Here is a 23,159-nt window from a genome sequence, read left to right as displayed (position 1 = left end):
CGTGGTCGGTGCCGGTGCCGGTGGGGTCGGCGCCGGACCGGGCGCGCTGATGGGGGCCGCCGTCGGTGCGGTCGCCGCGGGCGGCGGGAGCATGTTCCTGGCCAGCGTCGCCGCCGCCGAGCAGAAGGCGCAGGCGGTGCACGTGATGCAGACCTACGAGCAGAGCCTGCTCAACAGCAGCCGTTCGATCGCCCCGGCGTCGGCCGGTGCCGCCGGGAACCCCGCGCAGGCGGGCCCGGCCGCGACGAGCGCTGCGGGGTTCGCCGGTGGCGGATCGGGCGTCGGTTCGCCCGGCGGCTCCTGGGGAAAGCTGACCGGTTCCGGTCCGCTGGACCCGAGCCTGCCGGCCGGTCCGCGCTCGGGAGCCGGTGCGGTGAGCCGGATGGGCGCGCTGGCAGGTGCCGCTGCGGCGGCCGCGGCCGCTCGCGGCGGCATGATGGCCGGTGGTCCTGGTTCCGGGGCCCGGTCCCGGGAGGACGAGGACACCGTGCACCGCAACCGGATGCCGCTGGTCGACCAGCGGCTGTTCGACGTCGAAGAACCGGTCATGCCCCCGGTCATCGGGCAGTGAGAGACGGGAGCCAACCTTGACCTCCGAAGGACAGTCCCGGAACGGGTACCAGGTCGAGCCCCAGGAGCTCACCGCCCAGGTCGCGGCGCTGACCGCGATCAACGATCGCACCAGCGGCCTGGTCACCTCCGCGGGCAGGCTGGCCGAGCGCCTGCCGATGCTCGGCACCGCACCGCCCGCGCTGCACCTGGCCATGCGGCTGCGCGAGGCGGCGGGCCAGACCGGTCTCGCCGGTGAGGTGACCACGGCCGACACCGGGATCAACGGTTTCCACTCCGCGCTGCGGGAAACCGTGACCGGGTACCTGGAGCGCGACTCCAACACCGCGTCGACGCTGCGCGGCATCGGCGGCGCTCACGGCATCGGCGCTCAGGACGGCATGGGCGTTCAGGGCGGTATGCGAGTTCAGGACGGTATCGGCGGTGCCCGGGAATGACCGCCGCCACCCGCGCCCCCAGGACGACCGGCGACGGAACCGTCCACTTCGGACTCGTGGAGCTGGACCTGCTCGCCACCCACGCCGGGGTGGCGATGCCGTTCCCGCTGCGCGTGCCGTCGTTCGGCCGGATTCCCGGCGAGCGCGAGGTCCTGCTCGGCACGGCCGGGCAGACCCTGCGCGCCCGCGGTCTGGCCGACGACTCCGGACCGCTCGGTCCCGCCGCCGAGCTGGTGGCGGCGCTGCACCAGCACCGGAGCACCGTCGATCTCGTGCTGACCGGGCCCGAGGGCACGATCGCCGTCGTCGCGGTGGTCTACCGCTCGACGGCGATGATCTGCCACCAGCCGCTGACCGGCGATCCGGCGAACACCGTTGCGGTGCGGCGGGTTCCGGACAACGAGCTGACCCGAGAGCTGCTGGCGTTCGTGCCCGACGTCGCTCCGGCGCGGTCGATGCCGATCACGCTGCCCGCGCGTGCCGTGAACGGTGCGAGGGACGTGCTCGACGGCGTCAGCGCCGACCGCGAGAAGGAGCGGCGGCTGCGCGAACTCGTCCGCGAGTGCGGGGGAGATCCCGGCATGCTCGACCAGCTGGCCGGTCTGCTCCCGGAAGTGCGCGGACGCGGTCAGCTCGGCGTGACCCGGCGAGCCCGCGCCGGCGACCTCCGCGAGGGCGCTGAACTGTCCTGGTTGGACGGTCCGCGCGGGCGGGTCCGGGTCAGCTTCGCCTCGGAGCACTGGATGAGCGTGAACCCGTTGCGGCAGAACGACCTGCGGTCGTCGCTGGAGGAACTGGCCACCATGGCCCGGGCCCACCGGTAGTCCGGTGCTCGCCGGGATGCCTTAAGAGGTAGAGGGGGAGGCGTCCAGGCGGCCGTGGCAGCCCGCCGAAGTCGCGCTCCGGCGCAGCTTCGGCGGGCTGTGGCGGTTTTTCACCACCGCTGTGGTAACCGCAGCAGTGGTGCTGCGTGGTCCGGCTATGCGAGGACAGTTCCACCGGTGCCGCCGCGCAACTGCTCGGCGCGCAGCGTGATCTTGAGGTTGAGCCGTTCGTCCGGGTCGTCGAGCCGTGCGCCGAACAGCTCGGTGAGCCTGCGCATCCGGTACCTGGCGGTCTGCGGGTGGATGTCGAGCTTCCCGGCGAGCTCGGGCGCGCTGCCGCCGGACTGGAGCCAGACGAGCAGGGTTTCGCTCAGCCGGGCGCGCTGCTTGGCGGTCAGCTCCTCCAGCGGCGCGAGGCTGCGGTCGCGCAGCGCCGCCAGCCCGAACCCGTCGCCGAGCAGGCACAGCGTGCCGAGGTGGTCGGTGCTGCGCACGACCGGAGACTCCGGAATGGCGCCGCTTCGCACCAGCGCCAGCGTCTTGCGCGCCCAGCGCAGCGACGACGCGGCCTCGCGCAGCCGCACGGTCGGGCCGACAGCGGCCCGGCTGCCGCTGAGCCAGCCGAGCGAGTCCGCCGATCCGGCGGCGAGCAGGCAGGGTTCCGGTCCGTCGAGGGAAGCGAGCACGTCGTCGGGAACGGTCAGGTCGGCTCCGGGCTCGATCGCGATCGCGGTGATCCGCTCCGGCAGCTTCCACCCGGCTTCGGAGGCGAGACCGGTGAGCGTGCGCGGAGCGGGCGGTGGCGAGGAGAGCAGGCTTTCCAGCAGCCGCCGCCTGCGCAGGGCGATCCGCCCGGCCTTCCTGGCTTGCGCGGCGGTATAGCCCTCCCCGGAGAGCCGGGCGAGCTCGTCGACGTACCGGAAGACGGTCTCGGCGCAGTTGCACAGCAGATCGGCGGGCATGCCGTGCGCCTGGCCGAACTCGGCGATGTGCCGCCACGCGACCCGGCCGCCCACGCTGTAGGCGGCGTGCAGCGAGGTCAGCTCGCGGCCCTCGTCGAACGCGACCTCGCCTAATCGCCGGAAGACCCGCGCGCAGCGGTCCGGCCAGCCGTTGCCGCCGCGCGCGACGTCGACGGCGTGCCGGACCACCACCTCGACACCGCGCTGGACCAGCTCGCGAAGCGGGCCGTCCAGCCGGGGACCGTCCTGCTCGATCTCGTGCGCGATCGCCCGGATCGCGAAGTCGGCCCGCGGGCGGAACCGTTCGGCCAGTTCCTGCGGGAGCGGAGCCCTGGGGCGCTCGTCGGTGAGTGTCATGGTCGCCTTTCGCCGGGAGGTTCCGCCCGGAGGCGAACCGGGCGGAACCAGCACTCTGCCCGGCGGCGGGCGCGGCCCCATCGTGGCGACTACGTACTGCGCTACGTATTCGTCCGGTTACGGTTCTCGGCCACCCACGCGGCGATCTGCGCCCGGCTGGTGAAGCCCAGCTTGGTCAGGATGTGGTCGATGTGGGTCTCGGCGGTGCGGCGCGCGATGACCAGGTGCTGCGCGATCTCGCGGTTGGTCATGCCCTTGGCGACCAGCTCCGCGACCTCGTTCTCCCGCCTGCTCAGCGGAACCGCCGCGGGCCGGTCCGCGGCGGCAGGCGGCTCCGGCTCCCCGAGCGCGTAGCGCACCGCCTCGTCGGCGGACAGCGCGCTTCCGGCGCTGAACTCGGCGAGCGCGGTCTCGGCGCCCAGCGCGCCGGTCACCATGGTGATGTCGCGCATGGTCGGCTCGACGAAGGCGGCGTAGTTGGTCGGGGAGGCGCCGATCCACTGCCAGACCGTGGTCGCCGCGCCGAACAACCGCGCGGCCCGGCGCGGCTGGTCGCCGTGCGCGGCGCAGCCCGCCATGACGGTCAGGGCGAAGGCGATGATCACGCGGTCGCCGACCTGGTCCTGCAACCGCAGGAGCTCCATGCCGGCCCGCACCGCCTGCTCGTGGTCGCCGAACAGGTACTCGGCCGCGCTGCGCGACCACAGCGCCCAGCACCGCCAGAACACCTCGCCGCGCTCGACGCAGGTCCGCACGCACTCGTCGAGCACCTCGCGGCTGCGCTCCAGATCGCCTGCCAGGCTCAGTGCGAGCCCGTAGTTGTAGGTCGCCCACAGCTCGCCTGCCTGGTCCTGTTCGGCCCGCAGCGCCTCGGCGGCCCGGCGGAACAGCGCGGCCGACCGCTCGCCCTCGTTGCCGATCAGGGCGGCGTAGCCGCGCACGTGGTGCACGTAGGCCTGGGCCCGCGTGTCGCCGGTCTCGGCGATCAGCTCCTCGGCCTCGGCCAGCGCGGTCTCGTGCGCGTCCACGTCGCTCTGCACGATGGCGAGGAACGCGTAGATCCACAGCCCGGTCGCCCGCTCGGGCGCGTCGTCGGGCGCGGCCGACAGCAGCCGGTCGAGCCAGACCCGGCCTTCGGTGTTGAGGCCGCGCACCAGCCAGTACTCCTTGAAGGTGCGCAGCATCCGCAGCCCGACGACCGACTCGTCCGGGTTGCTCGCGCAGAAGTCCAGCGCCCGGCGCAGGTTGGCGTGCTCGCGGCTGAGCCGGTTGATCCACGCGGTCTGGTCGCTCCCGAACCACTCGGTCTCGAACCGGGAGGTCAGCTCCAGGTACCAGTCGCGGTGGAAGCGGTTGCGCCGGGTCTGGTCGCCCGCGGCGAGCAACCGGTCCTCGCCGTACTGGCGCATCATCTCCAGCAGGCGGTACCGGGCGACCCCGCGGTCCTCCTCGCGCAGCAGGATGGACTTGTCGATCAGCCCGTCGAGCACGTCCAGCACCGCCTCGCGGTCCAGGCCGTCGCCCGCGCAGACCTGCTCGGCGGCGTCGAGGTCGAAGCTGCCGGAGAACACCGACGCCCGCGCCCACAGCAGCCGCTCCTGCTCGGTGCACAGCTCGTAGCTCCAGTCGATCAGCGCCTGGAACGTCGCGTGCCTGGTCGGGATCCGCCTGCGGCCCGCCGACAGCAGCGTGAACCGCTTGTCCAGCCGGTCGGCGAGCTGGCGCACCGACAGCGAGCGCAGGCGCACCGCGGCGAGCTCGATCGCCAGCGGCAGGCCGTCCAGCACCCGGCAGAGCCGGATCACGTCGTCGGCGTTGCTTTCGTCGATCGCGAACGAGGGGACCACCGCGGTCGCCCGGTCGGCGAACACCCGCACCGCGTCGTAGCGCTCCAGCTCGGCCGGTGCGGTGCCGGGCTCGGGTACCTCCAGCGGCAGCACCGGGAGCACCCGTTCGGCGGTGACGCCCAGCGACTGGCGGCTGGTGGCCAGCACGACCAGCTCGGGGCACGAGCCCAGCAGCGTGTCCACCAGCCACGCGCACGCCTCGACCAGGTGCTCGCAGTTGTCCAGCACCAGCAGCAGGCGGCGTCCCCGCAACTGGTCCACCAGCAGCTCGATCGGCCGCCGGGACGAGCGGTCGCCCAGCCCGAGCCGCTCCGCGACGGTGTTGACCAGCAGTTCGGGCTCCCGCAGGTCGGCCAGGCCGACGAACACCACGTCGCCGCCGAAGGCCGCCCGCGCGGTCGCCGCGGCCCGCGCGGCGAGCCTGGTCTTGCCCACGCCACCCGGGCCGATCAGGGTGACCAGCGAGGAGGTGCCCAGCAGCTTGCGCACCTCGGCCAGCTCGGTGCGGCGGCCGACGTAGCTGGTCAGCTCGGCAGGAAGCGACTCCTCCGGCACACGCTCCACGGCCACTACGGACACCCTCACATCGTTTCAGGTCCTCTGGGAGCAGTTCCGTCAACGAGATCGCTGGGGATCGCCCGCGCTCAGCTCGTCCTGAAAGAACTCTCAAGAATCCTAACGACGCCGGGGTACGCGAAGTGCGGGCGATTGGGCAGGTGTTGTCCGGATGCGGTCGGTGGGCGGTCCCGCAGGCAGGACGGCCCCGGCATCCACAGTGGATTCCGGCTGGTGTATGGGGGCTTCGGGGGTGTGGAGCGCCGGTCGCGCGGTGGTCGTGGGTGGTGGGGTGGCCGGCCGGAGTCTGGTCGGGTTGGCGGGCGTGGCGCGCTGATGGGCGTGGCGGCCTGGCGGACGCGGCGGGTTGGCGGGCGTAGCGCGCCGGTGGGTGTGGCGGGTTGGCGGGCGTGGCGCGCCGGTGGGTGTGGCGGGCGTGGCCGCGCCGGAGGATCCGCCGCGGGGGCGGTGCTCCGCCCGCCCGCTCTCGATGCTCCGACCGTCCGCTGTGGGGGAACCTGCCGGTGGCCGGGCCGCCGGGCCCGGCCACCGGTCCTGGTCAGCAGCCGCGGATGAGCGACCGCGGCTCAGAAGCGCCGGTCAGGAGCAGTTCCAGACGACGGCTTCCTCGGTGACCGGGCTCGGGTTGCCGCGGACCTGCGCCATCCCGCCGATCGTCCGGCCGTCCGGGCTGAGCGCCGCCGGCCGGTGGGTGTACCCGTCGCCGCCGTCGACGGTCGGCAGCGGAAGCACCTCCCCGTCGGCGACCAGGGCACCGCCCATCTCCGGCGTCTCGCCCACGACCCAGCCCCGCTCGTTGATCCCGTACGGCGTCTCGATGCCCGGAACCCGTTCCGCCGCGCCGGTTTCCAGGTTCCAGCGCACCGGCGCGTAGTCCCCGCCGACCACCCACGGGCCGCTGATCCGGATCGCCGAGAGCGCCTGCTCGGGCGGCACGCCCTCCGGGCGCGGCAGCGGCCCGTGCGTGCCGTCGGGGCGCCACACGTAGGCGTCGGTGCCGACCGTGCCGACGATGGTGCCGTCCGCGCCGATGTCGGTCGCCGTGCCGGTCTGCTTGCCCGGCATCGGGAGGTCGACCGGCGCGTCCGCGCCCGCGGGCCACACCACCGGCACCGGCACCGGCGGTCCGTTCCCGGTCGGCGCCTGCCGGTCGCCCGCGAGCCGGCCCACGCCGTCGACCGCACGGGCCGATCCGCCGCCGACGACCCGGAAGCCGCCCTTCTCGTCGTAGGTCCAGGACTCCGGCTGGTTCTGGGCGTTCGTGCGGTTGCCGACCACCAGGCCCGCGGAGTTGACGTCGGCGGCCTCGGTGAAACCGCCCGGGATCTCGGCGGTGCTCACCCGGCCGTCGCGCCACAGCGCCAGGTGCCTGGTCAGCGGCGACACCTCGGCGACGACGTGCCCGAGCAGCGGTGCACCGGCGGGGCCGGACCCCGTGACGGTGCTGCCGCTGGAACCTTCGGGCACGGGCAGTCGCTGGATCAGGCAGGACGACGGCGGCTCGGCCGACGCGGTCGGCAACCCGGTGAGTGCGATACCACCCGCCAGCGCACCGGCCAGCGCTCCGGCCGCGAGCAACGTCTTCTTCGGCGTCACGAAGCGATTCCTTCCGTGGTTGGGCCATTCACCACGTAGGGCGCACGGGAAGCCCGCGAGGTTCGCCGCGTTGCGCCGAACGGGAAATTTCCCAGATCTCGTCCTCTTGCGACGAGCCGTTTTCGATGACCCTGTGCCCTGCGGCGATGTCGGTGCCGTGGGGCAGGATGACCGGCATGGGTGTGCAGAGTGGCCGGTTCCTGCGGATGGTGGACCGGCTCGCCGAGGTCGAGTCCGCGCCGGGGCGGGACTACACGTCGTTCAGCGTGTGCGGCAAGCGGTTCGGCTACCACTGGCCGCGGACCAGCACGGTCGGCCTGAAGCAGACGCTGTCCGAGCAGATCGCCCTGGTCTCCGAGCGGCCGGACGTGTTCGAGGTGCAGTTCACCGCGGGCGGGTTCGGCTGGGTCGTCGTGCACCTGCCGAAGATCGACGCCGACGAGCTGGCCGAGCTGGTCTACGAGGCGTGGCGGCTGTCGGCCCCGGAAGCGCTCGTCGAGCAGCACCCGGGGCCGTGATCCCGGGATCCCGCCGAGGCCGGAGTCCCGGGCCGCGATCAGGAGATCGCGTCGTCGATCCAGCCGCGGAAGTGCCCGACGCTGGTGTAGATGTCGGGCGACGCGCCGCATTCGGAGCCGACGCCCCGGCTGTCCACCCCGGCGATCCGCCAGCGGTCGCCGTCGCGCACCAGCAGCGGGGAACCGGAGTCGCCGCCGCAGGGGCCGCGGACGCCCTCGGGGTTGTCCGCGCAGACGTCGCCTTCGTTGCGCAGACCCCACGAGTCGTCGCCCTCGGCGTCGGCCAGGCACTTCGGCGTGTCCGGCGGGATGATCGAGGTGTCGAGCTGCTGGAGCTGCGTCGGCAGCTTGGACGGGTCGCCCGCGTCGGCGTTGGAGGTGTAGCCCCAGCCGATCTCGCGGACCGCGGTGCCAGGCTCAGTGCGGTCGTCGACCATCTTGGCGGGCGCCTGGTCGATCGGCGCGTCAAGGCGCAGCAGCGCGATGTCGTTGCCCTCCGAGCGGTCCGCGAGCTCCCGGTAGCCGGGGTGCACCACGATCTCGCGGAGCTTGGCCACGCTGCCACCGGTGGTCCGGTCCGTGGTGCCGACCCGCACGTGGAACAGCGCCGGGTCCATGACGACGTACGGCTCGCCGTTGGTGCCCGCCTGCGTGACGCAGTGCGCGGCCGTCACGATCCACTCCGGACTGATCAGGCCGCCGCCGCAGCGGTGCGAGTCCGGGTTGCCGTCGCGCTCGTACTGCAACGACGCCATGAACGAGTAGGTCTGGTCCGCGGGCGTGCCGCCGATGATCGAGGGCGTCACGTCGGCGTGCGCCGTCCCCAGCCCGGTCAGCGCGCCGATCGCGGCCAGCGCCGCGGCGCGCGTCAGCGGCCTCCGCACCCGCAGGTTCTTGGTCATCTGTGGTGTCCTCCGTTGTTCTTCTGCGCGTGCGCTCACGCGCATCGTTGATCAAGCTAGGCGAGGCCACCGACGGGCGGGGAGCAGTTGGCCGGAGTTGGACACCCGGCGGCCCGCGCTGCTGAACTTGTGCCCGGCACGCGGGCACGAACCGAGGAGCGGGGATGGCGCGGAACGGCACCGGACTGGTCGCGATCCTGCGCGGCGTCACACCGGACGAGGTCGCCGGCATCGGCGCGGCGCTGGTCGCGGCGGGCGTCGACGCCGTCGAGGTGCCGCTGAACTCGCCGGACCCGTTCACCTCGGTCGAGCGGCTGGCGACCTCGCTGGGCGACGAGTGCCTGGTCGGAGCGGGAACGGTCGTCGACGTCGCGGACGTGGCCCGCGCGGCGGACGCCGGCGCTCGGATCGTGGTCGCTCCCAACACCGACCAGGCGGTCATCGCCGCCGCGCTGGACGCGGGCATGCGCCCCTATCCCGGGGTGGCCACGCCGACCGAGGCGTTCGCCGCCGTCGCTGCGGGAGCCCGGCACCTCAAGCTCTTCCCGGCCGACGCCGTGGGGATCGGCGGGATGAAGGCGTGGCGGGCGGTCCTGCCGCCGGACGTGGAGCTGCTGCCCGTCGGCGGTGTCGACGGGACGAACCTGGCCGCGTGGGCGGCGGCAGGTGCGGGCGGCGCCGGGCTCGGGACCGCGCTCTACCGGCCGGGCGACGCGGCCGAACAGGTCGGGGAGCGGGCCCGCGTGCTGCGCGGCGCGTGGGCGGAGGGGAGGAACGCGCCGTGAAGATCACGTCGCTGACGACGTACCAGGTCCCGCCGAGGTGGCTGTTCCTGAAGATCGAGACCGACGAGGGCGTCACCGGCTGGGGAGAACCGGTCCTGGAGGGCCGGGCCGCGTCGGTGGCCGCCGTGGTCGGCGAGCTGTCGGACTACCTCGTCGGCCAGGACCCGGCGCGGATCGAGGACCTGTGGACCGTGCTGTACCGCGGGGGTTTCTACCGCGGCGGCGGCCTCCACATGAGCGCGCTGGCCGGGATCGACCAGGCGCTGTGGGACATCAAGGGCAAGGCGCTCGGGGTGCCCGTGCACGAACTGCTCGGCGGGCGGGTGCGCGACCGCATCCGGGTCTACTCGTGGATCGGCGGCGACCGCCCGGCCGAGACCGCGCGGGCCGCCCGGCAGGCCGTCGACCGCGGGTTCACGGCGGTGAAGATGAACGGCACCGAGGAACTCCAGTACCTCGACTCCTGGGACAAGGTCGACCGGTGCGTTGCCAACGTCGCCGTCGTCCGGGAGGCGGTCGGCCCGGACGTCGGGATCGGCGTCGACTTCCACGGCCGCGTGCACCGGCCGATGGCCAAGGTCCTGCTCCGGGAACTGGAGCCCTACCGGCTGATGTTCGTCGAGGAACCGGTGCTCTCCGAGCACCTCGACGGGTTCGCCGAGGTCCTGCGGCACTCGCCGATCCCGATCGCGCTGGGGGAGCGGCTGTACTCGCGGTGGGACTTCAAGCCGGTGCTGGCATCCGGCGCGGTCGACATCGTCCAGCCCGACCCTTCGCACTGCGGCGGGATCACCGAGGCGCGCAAGATCGCCCACATGGCCGAGGCGCACGACGTGGCGCTTGCGCTGCACTGCCCGCTCGGGCCGATCGCGCTGGCCGCGTGCCTCCAGATCGACGCGGGCTGCCACAACGCGACGATCCAGGAGCAGAGCCTGGGAATCCACTACAACACCTCCAACGACCTGCTCGACTACCTCGCGGACCCGGCCGTGTTCAGCTACGACGCCGGGCAGGTCGCGATCCCGGCCGGACCGGGGCTGGGGATCGGGATCGACGAGGACTACGTCCGGGAGCGGGCCGCCGAGGGGCACCGCTGGCGCAACCCGGTCTGGCGGCACGCCGACGGCTCCGTTGCCGAGTGGTGAACGCGGCGCGGCCCCGAGATGACGCCGTTCGCGGGTGGGGTGACGTGCCTTGCGGCCTGTCCGGTCCTAGATCAACATGACTTATGCTCCTCGCCGGAAAGCCGCCTGGACAGGAGGAACGTGTGGAACCCCTTCCGCTGACGTCGGACGCCGCGGGCCCGGACCGGGTACCGGAGACGATCGACACCTCGCGCGCGCACGGCGGGCGGCTGTACGACTACCTGGTCGGTGGCAAGAACAACTACAAGGCCGACCGGCTCGCCGCCCACCGGGCGTACGAGAACTACCCGGACGGCGGTGTCGCGGGCGTGCGCAAGCACGCGATCGCCCAGCGGTACTTCCTCGACCGGTCCGTGCGGTACCTCGCCGAGCACGCGGGCGTGCGCCAGTTCCTCGACATCGGGACCGGGCTTCCGACCGAGAACAACACCCACGAGGTCGCCCAGCAGGTCGCGCCGGAGTCGCGGGTCGTCTACGTCGACAACGATCCGATCGTGCTCGCACACGCCCGCGCGCTGCTGACCAGTGCGCCCGAGGGCCGGACCAGCTACCTCGAAGCCGACCTCCGCGACATCGACCGCGTCCTGCGCGGCGCGGAGGAGCTGCTGGACTTCACCAAGCCGATCGCGGTCACCATGCTCGGGGTCCTGCACTTCGTCGAGGACGGCGTCGCGCACGACCGCGTCGAGCGGCTGGTGCGGGTGCTGCCCGAGGGCAGCTACCTCGTCGTCGCGCACCTCGCGTCGGACGTGCTGCCGGAGATGGTCGACGCGTGCCGCTCCATGAGCCAGGACATGACCGAGGACGTCCTTCCCCGCACGCGGGCCGAGGTCGCGCGGTTCAGCGAGGGCTTGGACGTGCTGGACCCCGGAGTCGTCCAGGTGCACCGCTGGCGACCGGAGGCGCGGGACCTGCCTGCCACCGACGCGGTTCCGGTGCACGCCTTCGTCGCCAGGAAGGTCTGACTGCGACGTGGTGTCCACTGTGGCGCCGCCGTCCGGCGGTGCTGTGGGTGGTCACCCGTGCAGGCCGGGGGTGAAGCAGGTGCTGGTCGTCGGCACCGACACCCGAGAGGTCGGCGTTGGACCAATCCGCCGGTTCACCCCAGCAGAGCCACGATCCCGAACATCACCGGCATGCTGACCAGCGTGGTCGTCAGCACGGCCTCCCGCGCCAGCGTCGTCCCCTGCTGGAAGCGGACCGCGTACCCGAACACGTTCTGCGCGGTGGGCAGCGCCGCGCAGACCACGACGGCCAGCAGCGCTTCGCCCCGCAGCTGGAGCAGGACACCGATCAGCAGGCCGAGCAGCGGCTGCGCGAAGTTCTTGATCAGCACGATCGCCGTGAGCGCCGGGACGCCCGCGTCCGAGCGCCCGGGGCGCGGCGCGCCGTGCAGCGAGATGCCGAAGGCCAGCAGCATCGCGGGCACCGCCAGATCGGCGAGCAGTTCGATCGGGGCGAGGAACGCCTCCGGCGGGGCCACCCCGGTCGCCGAGCAGATCAGCCCCGCGGCGGTGGCCAGCGCGATCGGGTTCCGCAGCGGTGCCGACACCGCCCGCAGCACCGAGGGCCGGGAACCGCGTGCGCGCTCGGACAGCAGGTCGAACAGGGTGGTGAACAGCGGCGTGAGCACCGCCAGCTGGAACAGCAGCACCGGCGCGATCTTGCTGGCGTCGCCGAGGGCGTAGGTGGCGATCGGGATGCCCAGGTTGCCCGCGTTGACGTACCCGCTGGCCATCGCGCCCACCCCGGTCTCGGCTGCGGGTCTGCGCCGCAGCAGCCCGGCCGGGACGTAGAGCAGGCACGCCAGCGAACTGGTCACCGCCGTCACCACCAGCTGGCTGGAGATCACGGCACCGATGTCGGCGCGCAGCAGCGTGACGAACAGCAGGGCCGGAGTGGCGATGAAGAAGGCCGCGCGGGAGAGCACCTGCGTCGCGGAGGGGCCGAGCACCCCGGCCCGCCCCGCGGCGTAACCGACCGCGACGACCACGCTGATGACGAGGAAGCCTTCGAGCACGCCGTTCATAACGCTGTCACGTGGCTACACCGTAATGCTGTGACGCGGGACGCACCGAAGGCCGGGTCGGCTACGCGGTGTCGCCGAGCGGGCGGGGCCGGGTCAGCTGCTCGGGACTGAGCAGGGTGTCGAGCTGCTCCGGCGAGAGCAGGCCGGTGTCGAGGACGAGGTCGGTGATCGTGCGGTCGGTGGTGAGCGCCCGCTGGGCGATCTCGGTGGCGTTGGCGTAGCCGATGTAGGGGCTCAGCGCGGTGACCAGTCCGATGGAACCGCGCACGGTCTCGTCGAGGTGGGCCCGGTTGGCCGTGATCCCGGAAACGCAGCGGGTGCTCAGCGTGCCGCAGGCGGCGGTCAGGTGGGTCAGGGACTTCAGGACACTGTGGACGATGATCGGCTCGAACGCGTTGAGCTGGAGCTGACCGGCCTCGGCGGCGAGGGTCACGGTGACGTCGTTGCCGATCACCTCGAAGGCGACCTGGTTGACGACCTCCGGGATGACCGGGTTGACCTTGCCCGGCATGATGCTCGACCCGGCCTGCACGGCGGGCAGGTTGATCTCGTTGAGGCCCGCCCGCGGCCCGGAGGAGGTCAGGCGCAGGTCGTTGCAGGTCTTCGACAGCTTGACCGCGACCCGCTTGAGCACCCCGGACAGCTGCACCAGGGCACCCGCGTCCTGGGTCGCCTCGACCAGGTTCTCCGCGGTGCGCACCGGAACCCCGCTGATCCGGGCCAGGTGCGCGCACGCGCGGGCGGCGTACTCGGGGTGGGTGTTGATGCCGGTGCCGATCGCGGTGCCGCCGAGGTTGATCTCCAGCAGCAGGTCGGTGGCCTCGCCGAGGCGCTGGCGGTCCTCCTCCAGCATGACGGCGTAGGTCTTGAACTCCTGGCCCAGGGTCATCGGGACCGCGTCCTGCAGCTGGGTGCGGCCCATCTTGAGCACGTCGGCGAACTCCACGTACTTGGCGTGGAACGCCTCGGCGAGCCCGCCCATGGCCGCGCGCAGCTCCCGCAGTCCCGCCACCAGCGCGAGCTTGATCGCGGTCGGGTAGACGTCGTTGGTGCTCTGCCCGAGGTTGACGTGCTCCAGCGGGTGCAGGTGCTCGTAGTCGCCGCGCGGGTGGCCAAGCAGTTCCAGCGCCCGGTTGGCGATGACCTCGTTGGCGTTCATGTTGGTCGAGGTGCCCGCGCCGCCCTGGATCACGTCGACCACGAACTGCTCGTGCAGGGCGCCGGTGCGGATCTCGGCGCACGCGGTGGCGATGGCGTCGGCCCGGCTCGGGTCGAGCAGCCCGAGGTCCCGGTTCGCGCGGGCGGCGGCCTCCTTGACCGAGGCGAGCGCGTTGATCAGGCCGGGGTAGGCCGAGATCGGGGTGCCGCTGATGCGGAAGTTCTCCACCGCCCGCGCGGTGTGCACGCCGTAGTACGCGTCGGCGGGGACCTCCCGGTCGCCGATGAGGTCATGCTCGGTGCGCGATGTCACGACGCCTCCAACTTGGCCGTCCATAGTGGACCTCTGGTGCGGGGTACGCCGGGATGCTGCACCCGCCGCCGTGGCCGGTCAACGCGGCGTGACCGGCCCTGGCCCGCCCGGTGAGCGCGTTTTGCCTGCTGGTGAACGGGTTCGGACGCGAACCTCAAATCTTGCCCAACCGCGCGGAAAGCTCAACTCTTGCTCAACTCCGGTGACCGGCGGCACAACCGGCGCCTACGGTCTCGCCCCAACGCAATCCGGAGGAGGTGCTGTGAGCACGACGAGCGAGACGGCCCCGCAGCGGGCGGACGAGCGGACCGGCGGCAGGCGACGCCGGTGGTGGCGGTTGCCGATGGGCGTGCAGGCCCTGCTGGCCATGGTCGTCGGCGGTGCGATCGGGTACTTCGTCCCCGACGCCGGTGAGCACATGAAGATCCTCGGCGACGTGTTCATCCGGCTGGTCGAGATGATCGTGCTGCCGCTGGTGTTCCCGCTCATCGTGCTGGGCATCACGCAGATGGAGTCGGTGAAGAACCTCGGACGGCTGGCCTGGCGGACCGTCCTGTACTTCGAGGTCATCACGACGCTGATCCTGCTCGTCGCGGTCGGCCTGGCGAAGTTCTTCGACATCGGCACCGGCATGGCGGTGGCAGGCGGCGACGTCGGCGCGCTGCCCGGCGAGGGCAAGCCCGCCGAGGTCGACTTCGCGCAGCTGCTGCTGCACGCCGTGCCGGACAACGTGTTCAAGGCGTTCGCCGAGGGCAACCTGCTCGCCGTGCTGGTGTTCGCGGTGTTCTTCGGCGTCGGGCTGGCCGCGGTGGGGGCGAAGGCGGCCCCGGTGCGGTCGGTGCTCGACACCGTCAGCGAGGTCATGTTCAAGGTCGTCGGGTTCGTGATCCGGTTGGCACCGCTGGGAATCCTCGGCTTCCTGGCCTACGACGTCGCGCACTACGGGCTGGCCGGGATCCAGGGCCTGCTGGGCTTCCTCGGGGTCGTCTACCTCGGGCTCGCGATCATCCTGGTGGTGGTCTTCCCGATCGTCGCCGCGCTGTTCCGGGTCAGGTACGTCCCGCTGCTGCGCGCGGTCGGCGGCCTGGCCGGGATCGCGTTCGTCACCCGCTCCTCGGAGGCCGTGCTCGCCCCGCTGCTGCGCAAGCTGGAGGAGCACGGGATCCGCCGCAGCACCTCGTCGTTCGTCGTCCCGCTCGGGTACTCGTTCAACACCGACGGTTCGACGCTGTACCAGGCCGTCGCGCTGGTCTTCCTCGCCAACGCCTACGGCATGGACCTCGGCGTCGGCACGCTGCTGACCATGGTGCTGGTGCTGGTCGTGCTGTCGAAGGGCATGGCGGGCGTCGCCTCGGCGTCGATCGTGGTGCTGATGGCCGCGGGCAAGAGCCTCGGGCTGCCGGTCGAGGGGATCGCGCTGCTGATGGGCGTGGACTTCCTCGCCGACATGGCCCGCACCGCGGTCAACGTCTTCGGCAACTCGCTGGCCGCCGCCGTGCTCGACAAGACCGGCTCGGCCAAGGAAGCCGAGGCCGTCCCGGCCACGGACGCCGAGCCCGCCAGGACCGGTTCCGGCGAGGAGACCGAGCCCGAACCGGAACCTGCCAGGTGACCGATCACCCCGGGGCGCGCATGATGACCCCGTGGAACCGGGCACGCTGACCAGGCGCGGCCTGCTGTCGCTCGTGGCGGCGACAGCAGGCTGCTCGGTGCTGGACGGTTCCGGGCCCGCTCCGGGAGCCGACGTCGTGGTGGCCACCGGTGAGACCGCCGGGTTCTTCTTCTCCTACGGGCGCGAGCTGGCGGGCGTGCTCTCCGACGGGCTGCCCGAAGCACGCGTGTCGACGGCGACCACCAGCGGCGCCGTCGACAACCTGAGCCGCGCGGCCGGGGTTCCCGGCACCTTCGGCCTCGCCCCGCTCGACGCCGCCGCTGCGGCCCAGCAGGGAGTGCCGCCGTTCGCGCTGCGCCAGCCGCCGCAGGCGGTGGGGCGGCTGTTCGACGACTACGTCCACCTGGTCGTACCGGACGAGTCACCGGCGCGGCGGGTGCCGGACCTGTCCGGGCGGAGGGTTTCGGTGGGCCCGCCGGGTTCCGGGACCGCGCTGGTCGCCGGGCGGGTGCTGGAAGTCAGCGGGCTCCGGGGGCGGGTCGCCGAAGAGCGGCTCGATTTCAGCGACGGCCTCACGGCCCTGGACCAGGGCGGGCTGGACGCCCTGTTCTGGCAGGGCGGTCTGCCCACCGACAGCATCGTGCAGCTCGCAGGCCGGCGACCGCTGCGCCTGCTCCCGCTCGGCGACCTGCTCGGGCCGATGCGGGTGCGCTACGGCCCGTACTACCGGGCCGCGAGCATCCCGCGCGGCGCCTACGGCAACCCGACCCTGGTCGACACCATCGCCGTGCCCGACCTGCTGGTGACCAGCGCCGCCACCGATCCCGAGCTGGTCCACGCCGTCCTGCGGCTGGTCTTCGACCACCGGCAGCGGCTGGAGCGCGCGGTCCCGACCGCCGCCCAGCTGGACCTGCGCGCCGCCATCGCCACCAGCCCGGTGCCGCTGCACGAGGGCGCATTGCGCTACTACCGCGAGGTCAAGCGCTGATCCGGTGCCACGGGCACGTGCACCGACACCGCCAGCCCGCGTTCGCGGTTGCGCGCTTCCAGGCGCCCGCCGAAGGACGCCAGCAGCGCCTTCGCGATGCTCACGCCGAGACCGGAGCCCTCGACGTTCTGGTGCCGGGGGCTGCGCCAGAACCGGTTGCCGAGCCGGGACAGCTCGTCGTCGGCGAGTCCCGGCCCCTCGTCCAGGACACTGATCACGACGTCGGTTCCGGTCGCCTCGACGTGCGCGGTGACCCGCGAGCCGTCCGGGCCGAACTTGATCGCGTTGTCCAGGACCGCGTCCAGCGCGCTGCCGAGCGCCGTGGGATCGGCGAAGCCGCGCGCCTCGGCACCGGTGCGCACGAGCTCGATGCCGCGCTCGTCCGCGACCGGCTGCCACGCGGCCAGCCGCTCGTCGACCAGCTCGCCCAGCTCGACCTCGACCGGCGGCGGAACCGACTCCTCGGCGGTGGCCAGCGCCAGCAGCTCGTCGAGGATGCGGGTCAGGCGCATGCCCTCCTCCTGCGCGGCCGACCACTCCTCGCGCAGCTCCGGCGGCAGGTCCACGCCCAGTGCCTGCTGCCGCAGCAACAGCGCGCTCAGCGGGTTGCGCAGCTGGTGCGAGGCGTCCGAGACGAACGACCGCTGGCGCTGCCAGGACGTCTGCACCGCATCGGCCATGGTGTTGAACGACGTGGTGAGGCGGCGCAGCTCCGGCGGGCCGCCGGAACCGGTGACGCGGGCGTCGAACCTGCCCTGCGCGATGTCGTGCGCGGCGGTGTCGAGGTCGTGCACCGGGCGCAGCACCCAGCGCGCCAGGCGGGACGTCACCAGCGCGCACAGCGCGACCGCGACGAGCGCACCACCGGCGACCAGCGCCCACCACAGCGCCACCTGCTGCCGCAGCGATGCCGTGGGCGAGACGGTGACCGCTGCCCCCACGACGTCCCCGGCGCGCAGCACCGGAACCGCCGCGACCAGCGGGCCGCCGTCCCAGGGCGCCACCCACCTGGGCGGCTCGCTGCGCCGCCCGGCCAGCGCGGCGCGCACCGACGGGTCCGCGGCGATCGCGGCATCGGGCCGCGGCGAGCCTGCCCGCACCGCGCCGTCGCGGTCGAGCACGACCGCGGTGATCCCGTACACCTCGTGGTAGCGCGCGAGTTCCGAGGTGAGCCAGGGCAGGTCCGCGTCGGTCATCGCCTGCTCGGCCAGACCGGCGAACCGCTCGGCGTCGTTGAGCCGGTCGGCGTGCACGCCCTCGGTCGCGCGGGCGGCCGTCGACAGCGCCAGCGGCACGCTGAGCGCGAGCAGCAGGCACACCACCAGACCCAGCAGCAGCGCGGTGATCCGGGCGCGCACGGGTCAGGGCCTCAGCCGGTAGCCGACCCCGCGCACGGTCTGCACCGCGTCGGCGAGGCCGAGCTTGGTCCGCAGCGACGCCACGTGCACCTCCAGCGTCCGCTGGCTGCCCTGCCAGTGCGTGCTCCACACCTCGCTGAGGATCTGCTCCCGGCTGAACACCACGCCGGGCTGCCGCGCGAGCAGCGCCAGCAGGTCGAACTCCTTGCGCGTCAGCTGCACCGGCCGCCCGTCCACGGTGACCTCGCGGGTGTCGACGTCGACCCGGATCGGGCCCGCCGTCCTGGTCCCCGTCCCGGTCTCGGCGCGCGGCGCGCTGCGGCGGGCGACCGCGTGGATGCGGGCGATGAGCTCGCCGACGTCGTAGGGCTTGACCACGTAGTCGTCGGCCCCGAGGTTGAGGCCGTGGATCCGGGCGCGGGTGTCGGTGCGCGCGGTGACGACCATGATCGGCCGGTCGAACCGCTGCCGCATCCGGCGGCACAGGTCGAAGCCGTCGGTGTCGGGCAGCCCGAGATCGAGCAGCACGAGATCGGGTTCGCGCGCCAGCGCGTCCAGCGCCTGCGCACCGGTGCGCGCGCGGACGGTGTCGAAGCCGTGCCGCCCGAGCACCGAGGTCAGCGCGGACGCGACGTGGTCGTCGTCCTCGACGATGAGCAGGAGCACCGGGCCATTATCGCCCCGAGCGGTGGCGTGGTTGCGCTGAGCGGCGCTTGTGCCCGCCCGCCGCGCTGGTGACCCGGCTGCGGCACGCGGATGACCGCCGCGGACGACCGATCCGCGCGGCTGGGGCAGAGGTGACCCCGCCGTACCAGGACCGCCTGGCGGAGCTAGGTTTCCGGCGCTGCTCAGCGAGTTCCGCTTCGGCCGAACGCGAGCTGGACGCCTGGCGCGCGCCCGCTACCCGCCGGCCGGTAGTTCCCGTACGCGGAATCGCGTACGGGAGGTCAGCTCCCGAGCGGACGACCGCGACCCCGCCCCGGCCCGACGATGTGGGACATCCACAACGAGAACCGGGCACGACGAGAACCGGGGCAGGGGAGCGGTCGCCATGCAGCAGAGGGGAACCCGCAGGCTGAGCGCGCGGGCAAGGAAAGCGGTCCTGGCGGCGCACATCGTCTCGGCCGGGGCGTGGATCGGGATCGACGTGGTGCTCGGGGTGGTGGTGTTCACCGCGATGCTCACCGGTGATCCGGCCACCGCCGCGATCGGCTGGCAGGCCCTGCGGCTGTTCGCGGTCTGGCCGCTGCTGATCACCGGCGCGGTGTGCCTGGCCAGCGGTGTCGTGCTGGGGCTCGGGACCAAATACGGCCTGGTCCGGTACTGGTGGGTCGCGGTGAAGCTGGTGCTCAACGTCGTCCTGATGGTGCTGGTCGCGTTCGCGTTGCGCCCGGGCGTCGACACGGCTGCCGATTACGGGCGTCGACTGGCCGCGGGTGATGCGCTGGTGCCGCTGCCCAACCTGTTCATGCCGCCGATCGTGTCGTCGACCTGCCTGCTGGTGGCGGTGCTGCTGTCGGTCTTCAAGCCGTGGGGCCGGATCCGCCGGGGCGCGCCCGCCAGGGGCGGAGCGCTGTCCCGCGTGGCGTAGGGTCGTCGGACGGGCGCGCGGCGTCTCGGACCTCGGCGGAGCAGGAGGAAGCGGTGAGCGGGTCAGTTGTGGTGAGCGCGGCGGACGTGGTGGCCGCGGCCGGTCGGTTCGCCGGTGTCATCCGGCCGAGCCCGCTGCACCGCAGCGCGCGGCTTTCCGACCGGTACGGGCTGGACGTGTGGCTCAAGCGCGAGGACCAGCTCACCGTGCGGTCGTACAAGGCGCGCGGGGCCTACAACCTCATCGCGCAGCTCTCGCCCGAGCAGCGCGAGCGCGGAGTGGTCTGCGCCAGCGCGGGCAACCACGGCCAGGGCGTCGCGCTGGCGTGCGCGTCGCTGGGCGTCCAGGCGCGGGTGTACCTGCCTCGCACGACGCCGCGGCAGAAGCGCGACAAGGTCCGTTCGCTCGGCGGTGAGCACCTGCGGATGATCGTGGAGGGCGAGACCTACGACGACGCCGCGGCGGCGGCGTTGGAGTACTCCCACTCCTCCGGCGCGACGCTGATCCCGGCGTTCGACGACCCGCGCACGATCGCCGGTCAGGGCACCGTGATCCGGGAGGCGGTCGAGCAGCTCGGCCGGGCCCCCGACGCCGTGGTGGTCCCGGTCGGCGGCGGCGGCCTGCTCGCGGGCACCATCGCGTGGCTGAGCGAGACCCACCCGGACGTGCGGATCATCGGCGCCGAACCCGAGGGCGCGGCCAGCATGGCGCTCGCGCTGGAGTCGGGGCGGCCGGAGACGATGACCGACATCGACCCGTTCGTCGACGGCGCCGCGGTGCGCACGGTCGGCGCGCACACCTACGCGATCACCGCGTCCCGCCCGCCGCGGATGGTCGCGGTGCCGGAAGGCCGGATCTGCGTGGAGATGCTCGACCTCTACCAGTCCGACGGCATCATCAGCGAGCCGGCCGGTGCGCTGGCTCCCGCCGCGCTCGACCGCGACCTCGGTCTCGCGCCGGGATCGACGGTCGTCTGCGTCCTGTCCGGCGGGAACAACGACGTCAGCCGCTACGCCGAGATCGTCGAGCGGGCGCTGGTGTTCGAGGGCCGCAAGCACTACTTCCTCGTCGAGTTCCCGCAGGAGCCGGGCGCGCTGCGCGGGTTCCTCGACGACGTGCTCGGCCCGGACGACGACATCACGCTTTTCGAGTACGTCAAGCGCAACAACCGCGAGACCGGACCGGCGCTGGTCGGCATCGAACTCGGCGCGCCGGAGGACCTCGAACCGATGCTGCACCGGATGGAAAAGGTTCCGCACCGCATCCAGCGGGTTCCGCCGGACAGCCCGCTGTTCACTTTCCTGGTCTAGAAGCGTTTTCAAACGTTCTGAGATTGTGCGCAATTCACATGTAGCTCTGTGGAGATTTCCTGTTCACAGAGGAGCGCGACGGTGTTTTGAAACGAATTCGGAAACCGGGGTTCCGCTCGGGTCCGGGCGCGGATGTCAAGCACGCGAAGATCACGCGGCGGTTGCCGATCACGCCCGATGGCCCGGGTCAACCCCATTCTTCTGTGTGAGATCCGCTACCCATGAGTGTCTACTGTGTGTAGTCGAAACTCGTCAAGCTCGAGTTTTGCTCACCTTTTGGGGGGTACCACTAAAGTAGGAGATACGATAGTTTGCCATCCGCTATGGCTGGTTGTGCGGAAAGTCCTTGTCCGGTGCGGGTGCCCTCCCGTCTACTCGTGACTTCGGTGGGCGAAGTCACGAGAGCGACGGTGTTCGGCGAGTTCTCGACGGCGACTTCTCCGGCGACTCGGCAGCACGCATTGTCCGGTGGTCCTTCCGCATAGTGGACACCGCCCGGTTCCTGATTTTCCTGCGCGGAACCGGCCGGAATTCCCCGTCACCCCCATGACCGAGACCGTCGGCCGAGTGCGGCCCCGAACAGGAGGATTGGATGGAGTCCACAGGTGAGGGCAGGTCGGAGACCGCGGTGGCGACTGAAATCCTGGAGTTCCTGCGCGGCTACGCCGGGCAGCGGCTGGACTCGCGGCGGATGGACGAGCGCAGGTCCCTGCCGCCCTCGCTGGTATCGGACTTCGCGGCGGCCGGGCTGTTCGGCCTCCAGGTCCCCGCGCAGTACCAGGGCCTGGAACTCCCGCACCGGGAGACCCTCCGGGTGGTGACCCAGCTCGGCGCGATCGACGCCAACCTGATGGTGCTCGCGGGCGTGCACAACACCCTCGGCACCCCACCGGTCACCCACTTCGCGCCCGAGCGCGTCAAGAAGGAGGTCCTGCCCGAGGTGGCCCAGGGCCGGCGCCTGATCACCAGCGCGATCAGCGAGCCCGGGATGGGATCGCACGTGAACGCCATCACCGCGCACGCCGCCAAGCGGCCGGACGGCAGCTACGTGCTCAACGGCGACAAGCAGTGGATCAGCCTCGGCGCCGACGCCGGGTACGTCAACGTCTTCGCCCGCCTGCACGACGAGCGCGGCAAGCCGATCGGGATCACCGGGTTCCTGGTCGACACCGCGACTCCGGGCTTCGACCGCGGCCCCGAGGTCCTCACCCTCGGGCTGAAGGCGGTGCCGCAGAACCGCCTCACCTTCAACGACCTGCACGTGGCTGCCGACTCCCTGCTCGGCGCGGAGGGCGAGGGGCTCGCCGCGGCGAAGGCCGCGTTCATGCTCGGCCGGGTCACCCTCGCCGCGGGCGGGCTCGGCGCGATGATGCGCGCGACCGAACTCGCGCACCGCTTCGCGCGGCGGCGCGAGGTCGCCACCGGCCTGCTGGCCGAGAACGGTCGCATCCAGCAGATCCTGGCCGACTCGGCCGCCGCGACGCAGGCCGTCGAGACCCTGGTCCAGCACATCGGGACCGGGCTCGACGAGGACGGGGCCGTGGCCGACGAGCTCCTGTTCACCGCGAAGATCCTCGGCTGCGAGCTGATGTGGCAGGTGGTGGACAGCTGCGTCCAGCTGATGGGCGCGCGCGGCTACGTCGACACCAACGTCGTCGGCCAGTTCTTCCGGGACTACCGGCTGTTCCGCATCTTCGAGGGCTCGACCGAGGCCGTCACCGTCTACCTGGGAACGACGATCCTGAACAAGCCCGGGAAGTTCACCGCCCTGCTCGACGAGCTCGCGGAACCGGGCGTGCGCGAACTCGGCGCGGAGGTCGTCGAGCTCGCCACCGCCACGGCGACCACCAACGACCAGCAGCGGCACGTCCTGGCCAACGCGGTGGGGAACATGGCGTGCTGGACCGTCCTCGCCGCGGTGACCGCCGCGGCGGCCGACGGCGGCCAGATGCGCGCCTACAGCGCGGCCTGGTGCGAGCGGCAGCTGCGGGAGCGGCTGCGCGACGCCCGGTCCGGCGTCGCGGTCGACCTGCCGACCTCGGACTTCCTCGCCGAGCACATCGCCGGGTACGGCGCGTCGATCGGCGACGTCGAGCAGCGCACGCTCGGGGAGCAGAACGGGATGGACCAGCTGCTGCTGCGGGGCTGAACCGGAAACGCGGCGGGGCTGGGAATGCGGCGAGGGCCGGGAACGCGGCGAGGGCCGAGAACGCGGCGAGGGCCGAGAACGCGGCGAGGGCCGAGAACGCGGCGAGGGCCGAGAACGCGGCGAGGGCCGAGA

Annotated in this window: 20 protein-coding genes and 1 pseudogene; 12 read left to right on the top strand and 9 right to left on the bottom strand. The window is 72.5% G+C overall.

Annotated elements, in window-relative coordinates; genetic code table 11:
* The 3 genes and pseudogenes from ABD691_RS10070 to ABD691_RS10060 all read left to right on the top strand — a co-directional run.
* A pseudogene (locus tag ABD691_RS10070) lies at nucleotides 1-571 on the top strand (WXG100 family type VII secretion target); the annotation flags it as partial.
* An 88-nt stretch (nucleotides 572-659) separates the two neighbouring features.
* Nucleotides 660-1,007 (top strand): hypothetical protein, encoded by a 348-nt coding sequence (locus ABD691_RS10065; RefSeq protein ID WP_425565053.1) that lies wholly within the window; start codon nucleotides 660-662, stop codon nucleotides 1,005-1,007.
* The gene (locus ABD691_RS10060) at nucleotides 1,004-1,831 is read left to right on the top strand and encodes an ESX secretion-associated protein EspG (protein ID WP_344679279.1); all 828 of its coding nucleotides are present in this window, start codon (nucleotides 1,004-1,006) and stop codon (nucleotides 1,829-1,831) included. The genes ABD691_RS10065 and ABD691_RS10060 overlap by 4 nt, the downstream gene beginning before the upstream one ends.
* Before the next feature lie 155 nt (nucleotides 1,832-1,986).
* Here ABD691_RS10060 and ABD691_RS10055 read toward each other — a convergent pair whose 3' ends face one another.
* The 4 genes from ABD691_RS10055 to ABD691_RS10040 form a co-directional block, all read right to left on the bottom strand.
* Nucleotides 1,987-3,150 carry a PucR-like N-terminal domain-containing protein gene (locus ABD691_RS10055; RefSeq protein WP_344679278.1) on the bottom strand — a complete coding sequence of 388 codons (1,164 nt, stop codon included), beginning with the start codon at nucleotides 3,148-3,150 and terminating at the stop codon, nucleotides 1,987-1,989.
* A 101-nt stretch (nucleotides 3,151-3,251) separates the two neighbouring features.
* Nucleotides 3,252-5,567 (bottom strand): ATP-binding protein, encoded by a 2,316-nt coding sequence (locus tag ABD691_RS10050; protein WP_344679276.1) that lies wholly within the window; start codon nucleotides 5,565-5,567, stop codon nucleotides 3,252-3,254.
* A 585-nt stretch (nucleotides 5,568-6,152) separates the two neighbouring features.
* A complete protein-coding gene (locus tag ABD691_RS10045; RefSeq protein WP_344679275.1) occupies nucleotides 6,153-7,169 on the bottom strand; it encodes a hypothetical protein in 1,017 nt (338 codons plus the stop codon).
* A 28-nt stretch (nucleotides 7,170-7,197) separates the two neighbouring features.
* Nucleotides 7,198-7,347, bottom strand: a complete 150-nt coding sequence (locus ABD691_RS10040) for a hypothetical protein (RefSeq protein ID WP_344679273.1) — start codon at nucleotides 7,345-7,347, stop codon at nucleotides 7,198-7,200.
* On the opposite strand from ABD691_RS10040, the gene ABD691_RS10035 reads away from it, so the two are divergent.
* On the top strand, nucleotides 7,346-7,687 hold the full coding sequence (locus ABD691_RS10035; RefSeq protein WP_344679272.1) for an MmcQ/YjbR family DNA-binding protein: 342 nt from the start codon (nucleotides 7,346-7,348) through the stop codon (nucleotides 7,685-7,687). The two genes, ABD691_RS10040 and ABD691_RS10035, sit on opposite strands and share 2 nt — an antisense overlap.
* A 38-nt stretch (nucleotides 7,688-7,725) precedes the next feature.
* Here ABD691_RS10035 and ABD691_RS10030 read toward each other — a convergent pair whose 3' ends face one another.
* Nucleotides 7,726-8,589, bottom strand: a complete 864-nt coding sequence (locus ABD691_RS10030) for a S1 family peptidase (protein ID WP_344679271.1) — start codon at nucleotides 8,587-8,589, stop codon at nucleotides 7,726-7,728.
* A gap of 164 nt (nucleotides 8,590-8,753) precedes the next feature.
* On the opposite strand from ABD691_RS10030, the gene ABD691_RS10025 reads away from it, so the two are divergent.
* The 3 genes from ABD691_RS10025 (at nucleotide 8,754) to ABD691_RS10015 (ending at nucleotide 11,484) form a co-directional block, all read left to right on the top strand.
* Nucleotides 8,754-9,374, top strand: a complete 621-nt coding sequence (locus ABD691_RS10025; RefSeq protein ID WP_344679269.1) for a 2-dehydro-3-deoxy-6-phosphogalactonate aldolase — start codon at nucleotides 8,754-8,756, stop codon at nucleotides 9,372-9,374.
* Nucleotides 9,371-10,519 (top strand): galactonate dehydratase, encoded by a 1,149-nt coding sequence (gene dgoD / locus ABD691_RS10020; RefSeq protein WP_344679268.1) that lies wholly within the window; start codon nucleotides 9,371-9,373, stop codon nucleotides 10,517-10,519. The genes ABD691_RS10025 and dgoD overlap by 4 nt, the downstream gene beginning before the upstream one ends.
* Nucleotides 10,520-10,641: 122 nt before the next feature.
* Nucleotides 10,642-11,484, top strand: a complete 843-nt coding sequence (locus ABD691_RS10015) for an SAM-dependent methyltransferase (RefSeq protein ID WP_344679267.1) — start codon at nucleotides 10,642-10,644, stop codon at nucleotides 11,482-11,484.
* Nucleotides 11,485-11,618: 134 nt separating this feature from the next.
* On the opposite strand, the gene ABD691_RS10010 is transcribed toward ABD691_RS10015, so the two are convergent.
* Both ABD691_RS10010 and ABD691_RS10005 read right to left on the bottom strand, forming a co-directional pair.
* Nucleotides 11,619-12,548, bottom strand: a complete 930-nt coding sequence (locus tag ABD691_RS10010; RefSeq protein WP_344679266.1) for an AEC family transporter — start codon at nucleotides 12,546-12,548, stop codon at nucleotides 11,619-11,621.
* A 61-nt stretch (nucleotides 12,549-12,609) separates the two neighbouring features.
* Complete coding sequence (locus ABD691_RS10005; protein WP_425565035.1) at nucleotides 12,610-14,019, bottom strand: aspartate ammonia-lyase; 1,410 nt, start codon at nucleotides 14,017-14,019, stop codon at nucleotides 12,610-12,612.
* Nucleotides 14,020-14,281: 262 nt separating this feature from the next.
* Between ABD691_RS10005 and ABD691_RS10000 the strand changes: the two genes are divergently transcribed.
* A complete protein-coding gene (locus ABD691_RS10000) occupies nucleotides 14,282-15,631 on the top strand; it encodes a dicarboxylate/amino acid:cation symporter (protein WP_344679264.1) in 1,350 nt (449 codons plus the stop codon).
* A 31-nt stretch (nucleotides 15,632-15,662) separates the two neighbouring features.
* Nucleotides 15,663-16,619 carry a TAXI family TRAP transporter solute-binding subunit gene (locus ABD691_RS09995; RefSeq protein ID WP_344679263.1) on the top strand — a complete coding sequence of 319 codons (957 nt, stop codon included), beginning with the start codon at nucleotides 15,663-15,665 and terminating at the stop codon, nucleotides 16,617-16,619.
* Here the strand turns inward: ABD691_RS09995 and ABD691_RS09990 are convergent.
* Both ABD691_RS09990 and ABD691_RS09985 read right to left on the bottom strand, forming a co-directional pair.
* Complete coding sequence (locus tag ABD691_RS09990) at nucleotides 16,598-17,977, bottom strand: sensor histidine kinase (protein WP_344679261.1); 1,380 nt, start codon at nucleotides 17,975-17,977, stop codon at nucleotides 16,598-16,600. The two genes, ABD691_RS09995 and ABD691_RS09990, sit on opposite strands and share 22 nt — an antisense overlap.
* 3 nt (nucleotides 17,978-17,980) lie before the next feature.
* Nucleotides 17,981-18,643, bottom strand: coding sequence for a response regulator transcription factor (locus ABD691_RS09985; protein WP_344679259.1), 663 nt, complete (start codon nucleotides 18,641-18,643; stop codon nucleotides 17,981-17,983).
* Nucleotides 18,644-19,028: 385 nt separating this feature from the next.
* Here ABD691_RS09985 and ABD691_RS09980 point away from each other — a divergent pair, with 385 nt between their 5' ends.
* From ABD691_RS09980 to ABD691_RS09970, 3 genes are all read left to right on the top strand, one after another.
* Nucleotides 19,029-19,568: a hypothetical protein gene (locus ABD691_RS09980; protein ID WP_344679257.1), complete on the top strand. Its 540-nt coding sequence runs from the start codon at nucleotides 19,029-19,031 to the stop codon at nucleotides 19,566-19,568.
* 71 nt (nucleotides 19,569-19,639) lie between these two features.
* The gene (gene ilvA, locus ABD691_RS09975) at nucleotides 19,640-20,878 is read left to right on the top strand and encodes a threonine ammonia-lyase IlvA (RefSeq protein ID WP_344679771.1); all 1,239 of its coding nucleotides are present in this window, start codon (nucleotides 19,640-19,642) and stop codon (nucleotides 20,876-20,878) included.
* A gap of 592 nt (nucleotides 20,879-21,470) precedes the next feature.
* Nucleotides 21,471-23,027 (top strand): acyl-CoA dehydrogenase family protein, encoded by a 1,557-nt coding sequence (locus ABD691_RS09970; protein ID WP_344679256.1) that lies wholly within the window; start codon nucleotides 21,471-21,473, stop codon nucleotides 23,025-23,027.
* Nucleotides 23,028-23,159 lie beyond the last annotated feature (132 nt).

Source organism: Saccharopolyspora taberi, from assembly GCF_039534165.1.
Classification (GTDB): Bacteria; Actinomycetota; Actinomycetes; order Mycobacteriales; family Pseudonocardiaceae; genus Saccharopolyspora_D; species Saccharopolyspora_D taberi.
This window is presented reverse-complemented; position numbering and strand designations above follow the sequence as displayed.

Excerpts from the sequence above, each read along its gene's own strand:
- ABD691_RS10035 (WP_344679272.1), top strand. The coding sequence starts at position 7,346 with ATGGGTGTGCAGAGTGGCCGGTTCCTGCGGATGGTGGACCGGCTCGCC.
- ABD691_RS10025 (WP_344679269.1), top strand. The coding sequence starts at position 8,754 with ATGGCGCGGAACGGCACCGGACTGGTCGCGATCCTGCGCGGCGTCACA.
- ABD691_RS10010 (WP_344679266.1), bottom strand. The coding sequence starts at position 12,548 with ATGAACGGCGTGCTCGAAGGCTTCCTCGTCATCAGCGTGGTCGTCGCG.
- ABD691_RS09970 (WP_344679256.1), top strand. The coding sequence starts at position 21,471 with ATGGAGTCCACAGGTGAGGGCAGGTCGGAGACCGCGGTGGCGACTGAA.
- ABD691_RS10030 (WP_344679271.1), bottom strand. The coding sequence starts at position 8,589 with ATGACCAAGAACCTGCGGGTGCGGAGGCCGCTGACGCGCGCCGCGGCG.
- ABD691_RS10060 (WP_344679279.1), top strand. The coding sequence starts at position 1,004 with ATGACCGCCGCCACCCGCGCCCCCAGGACGACCGGCGACGGAACCGTC.
- ABD691_RS09980 (WP_344679257.1), top strand. The coding sequence starts at position 19,029 with ATGCAGCAGAGGGGAACCCGCAGGCTGAGCGCGCGGGCAAGGAAAGCG.
- ABD691_RS10055 (WP_344679278.1), bottom strand. The coding sequence starts at position 3,150 with ATGACACTCACCGACGAGCGCCCCAGGGCTCCGCTCCCGCAGGAACTG.
- ABD691_RS10040 (WP_344679273.1), bottom strand. The coding sequence starts at position 7,347 with ATGCCGGTCATCCTGCCCCACGGCACCGACATCGCCGCAGGGCACAGG.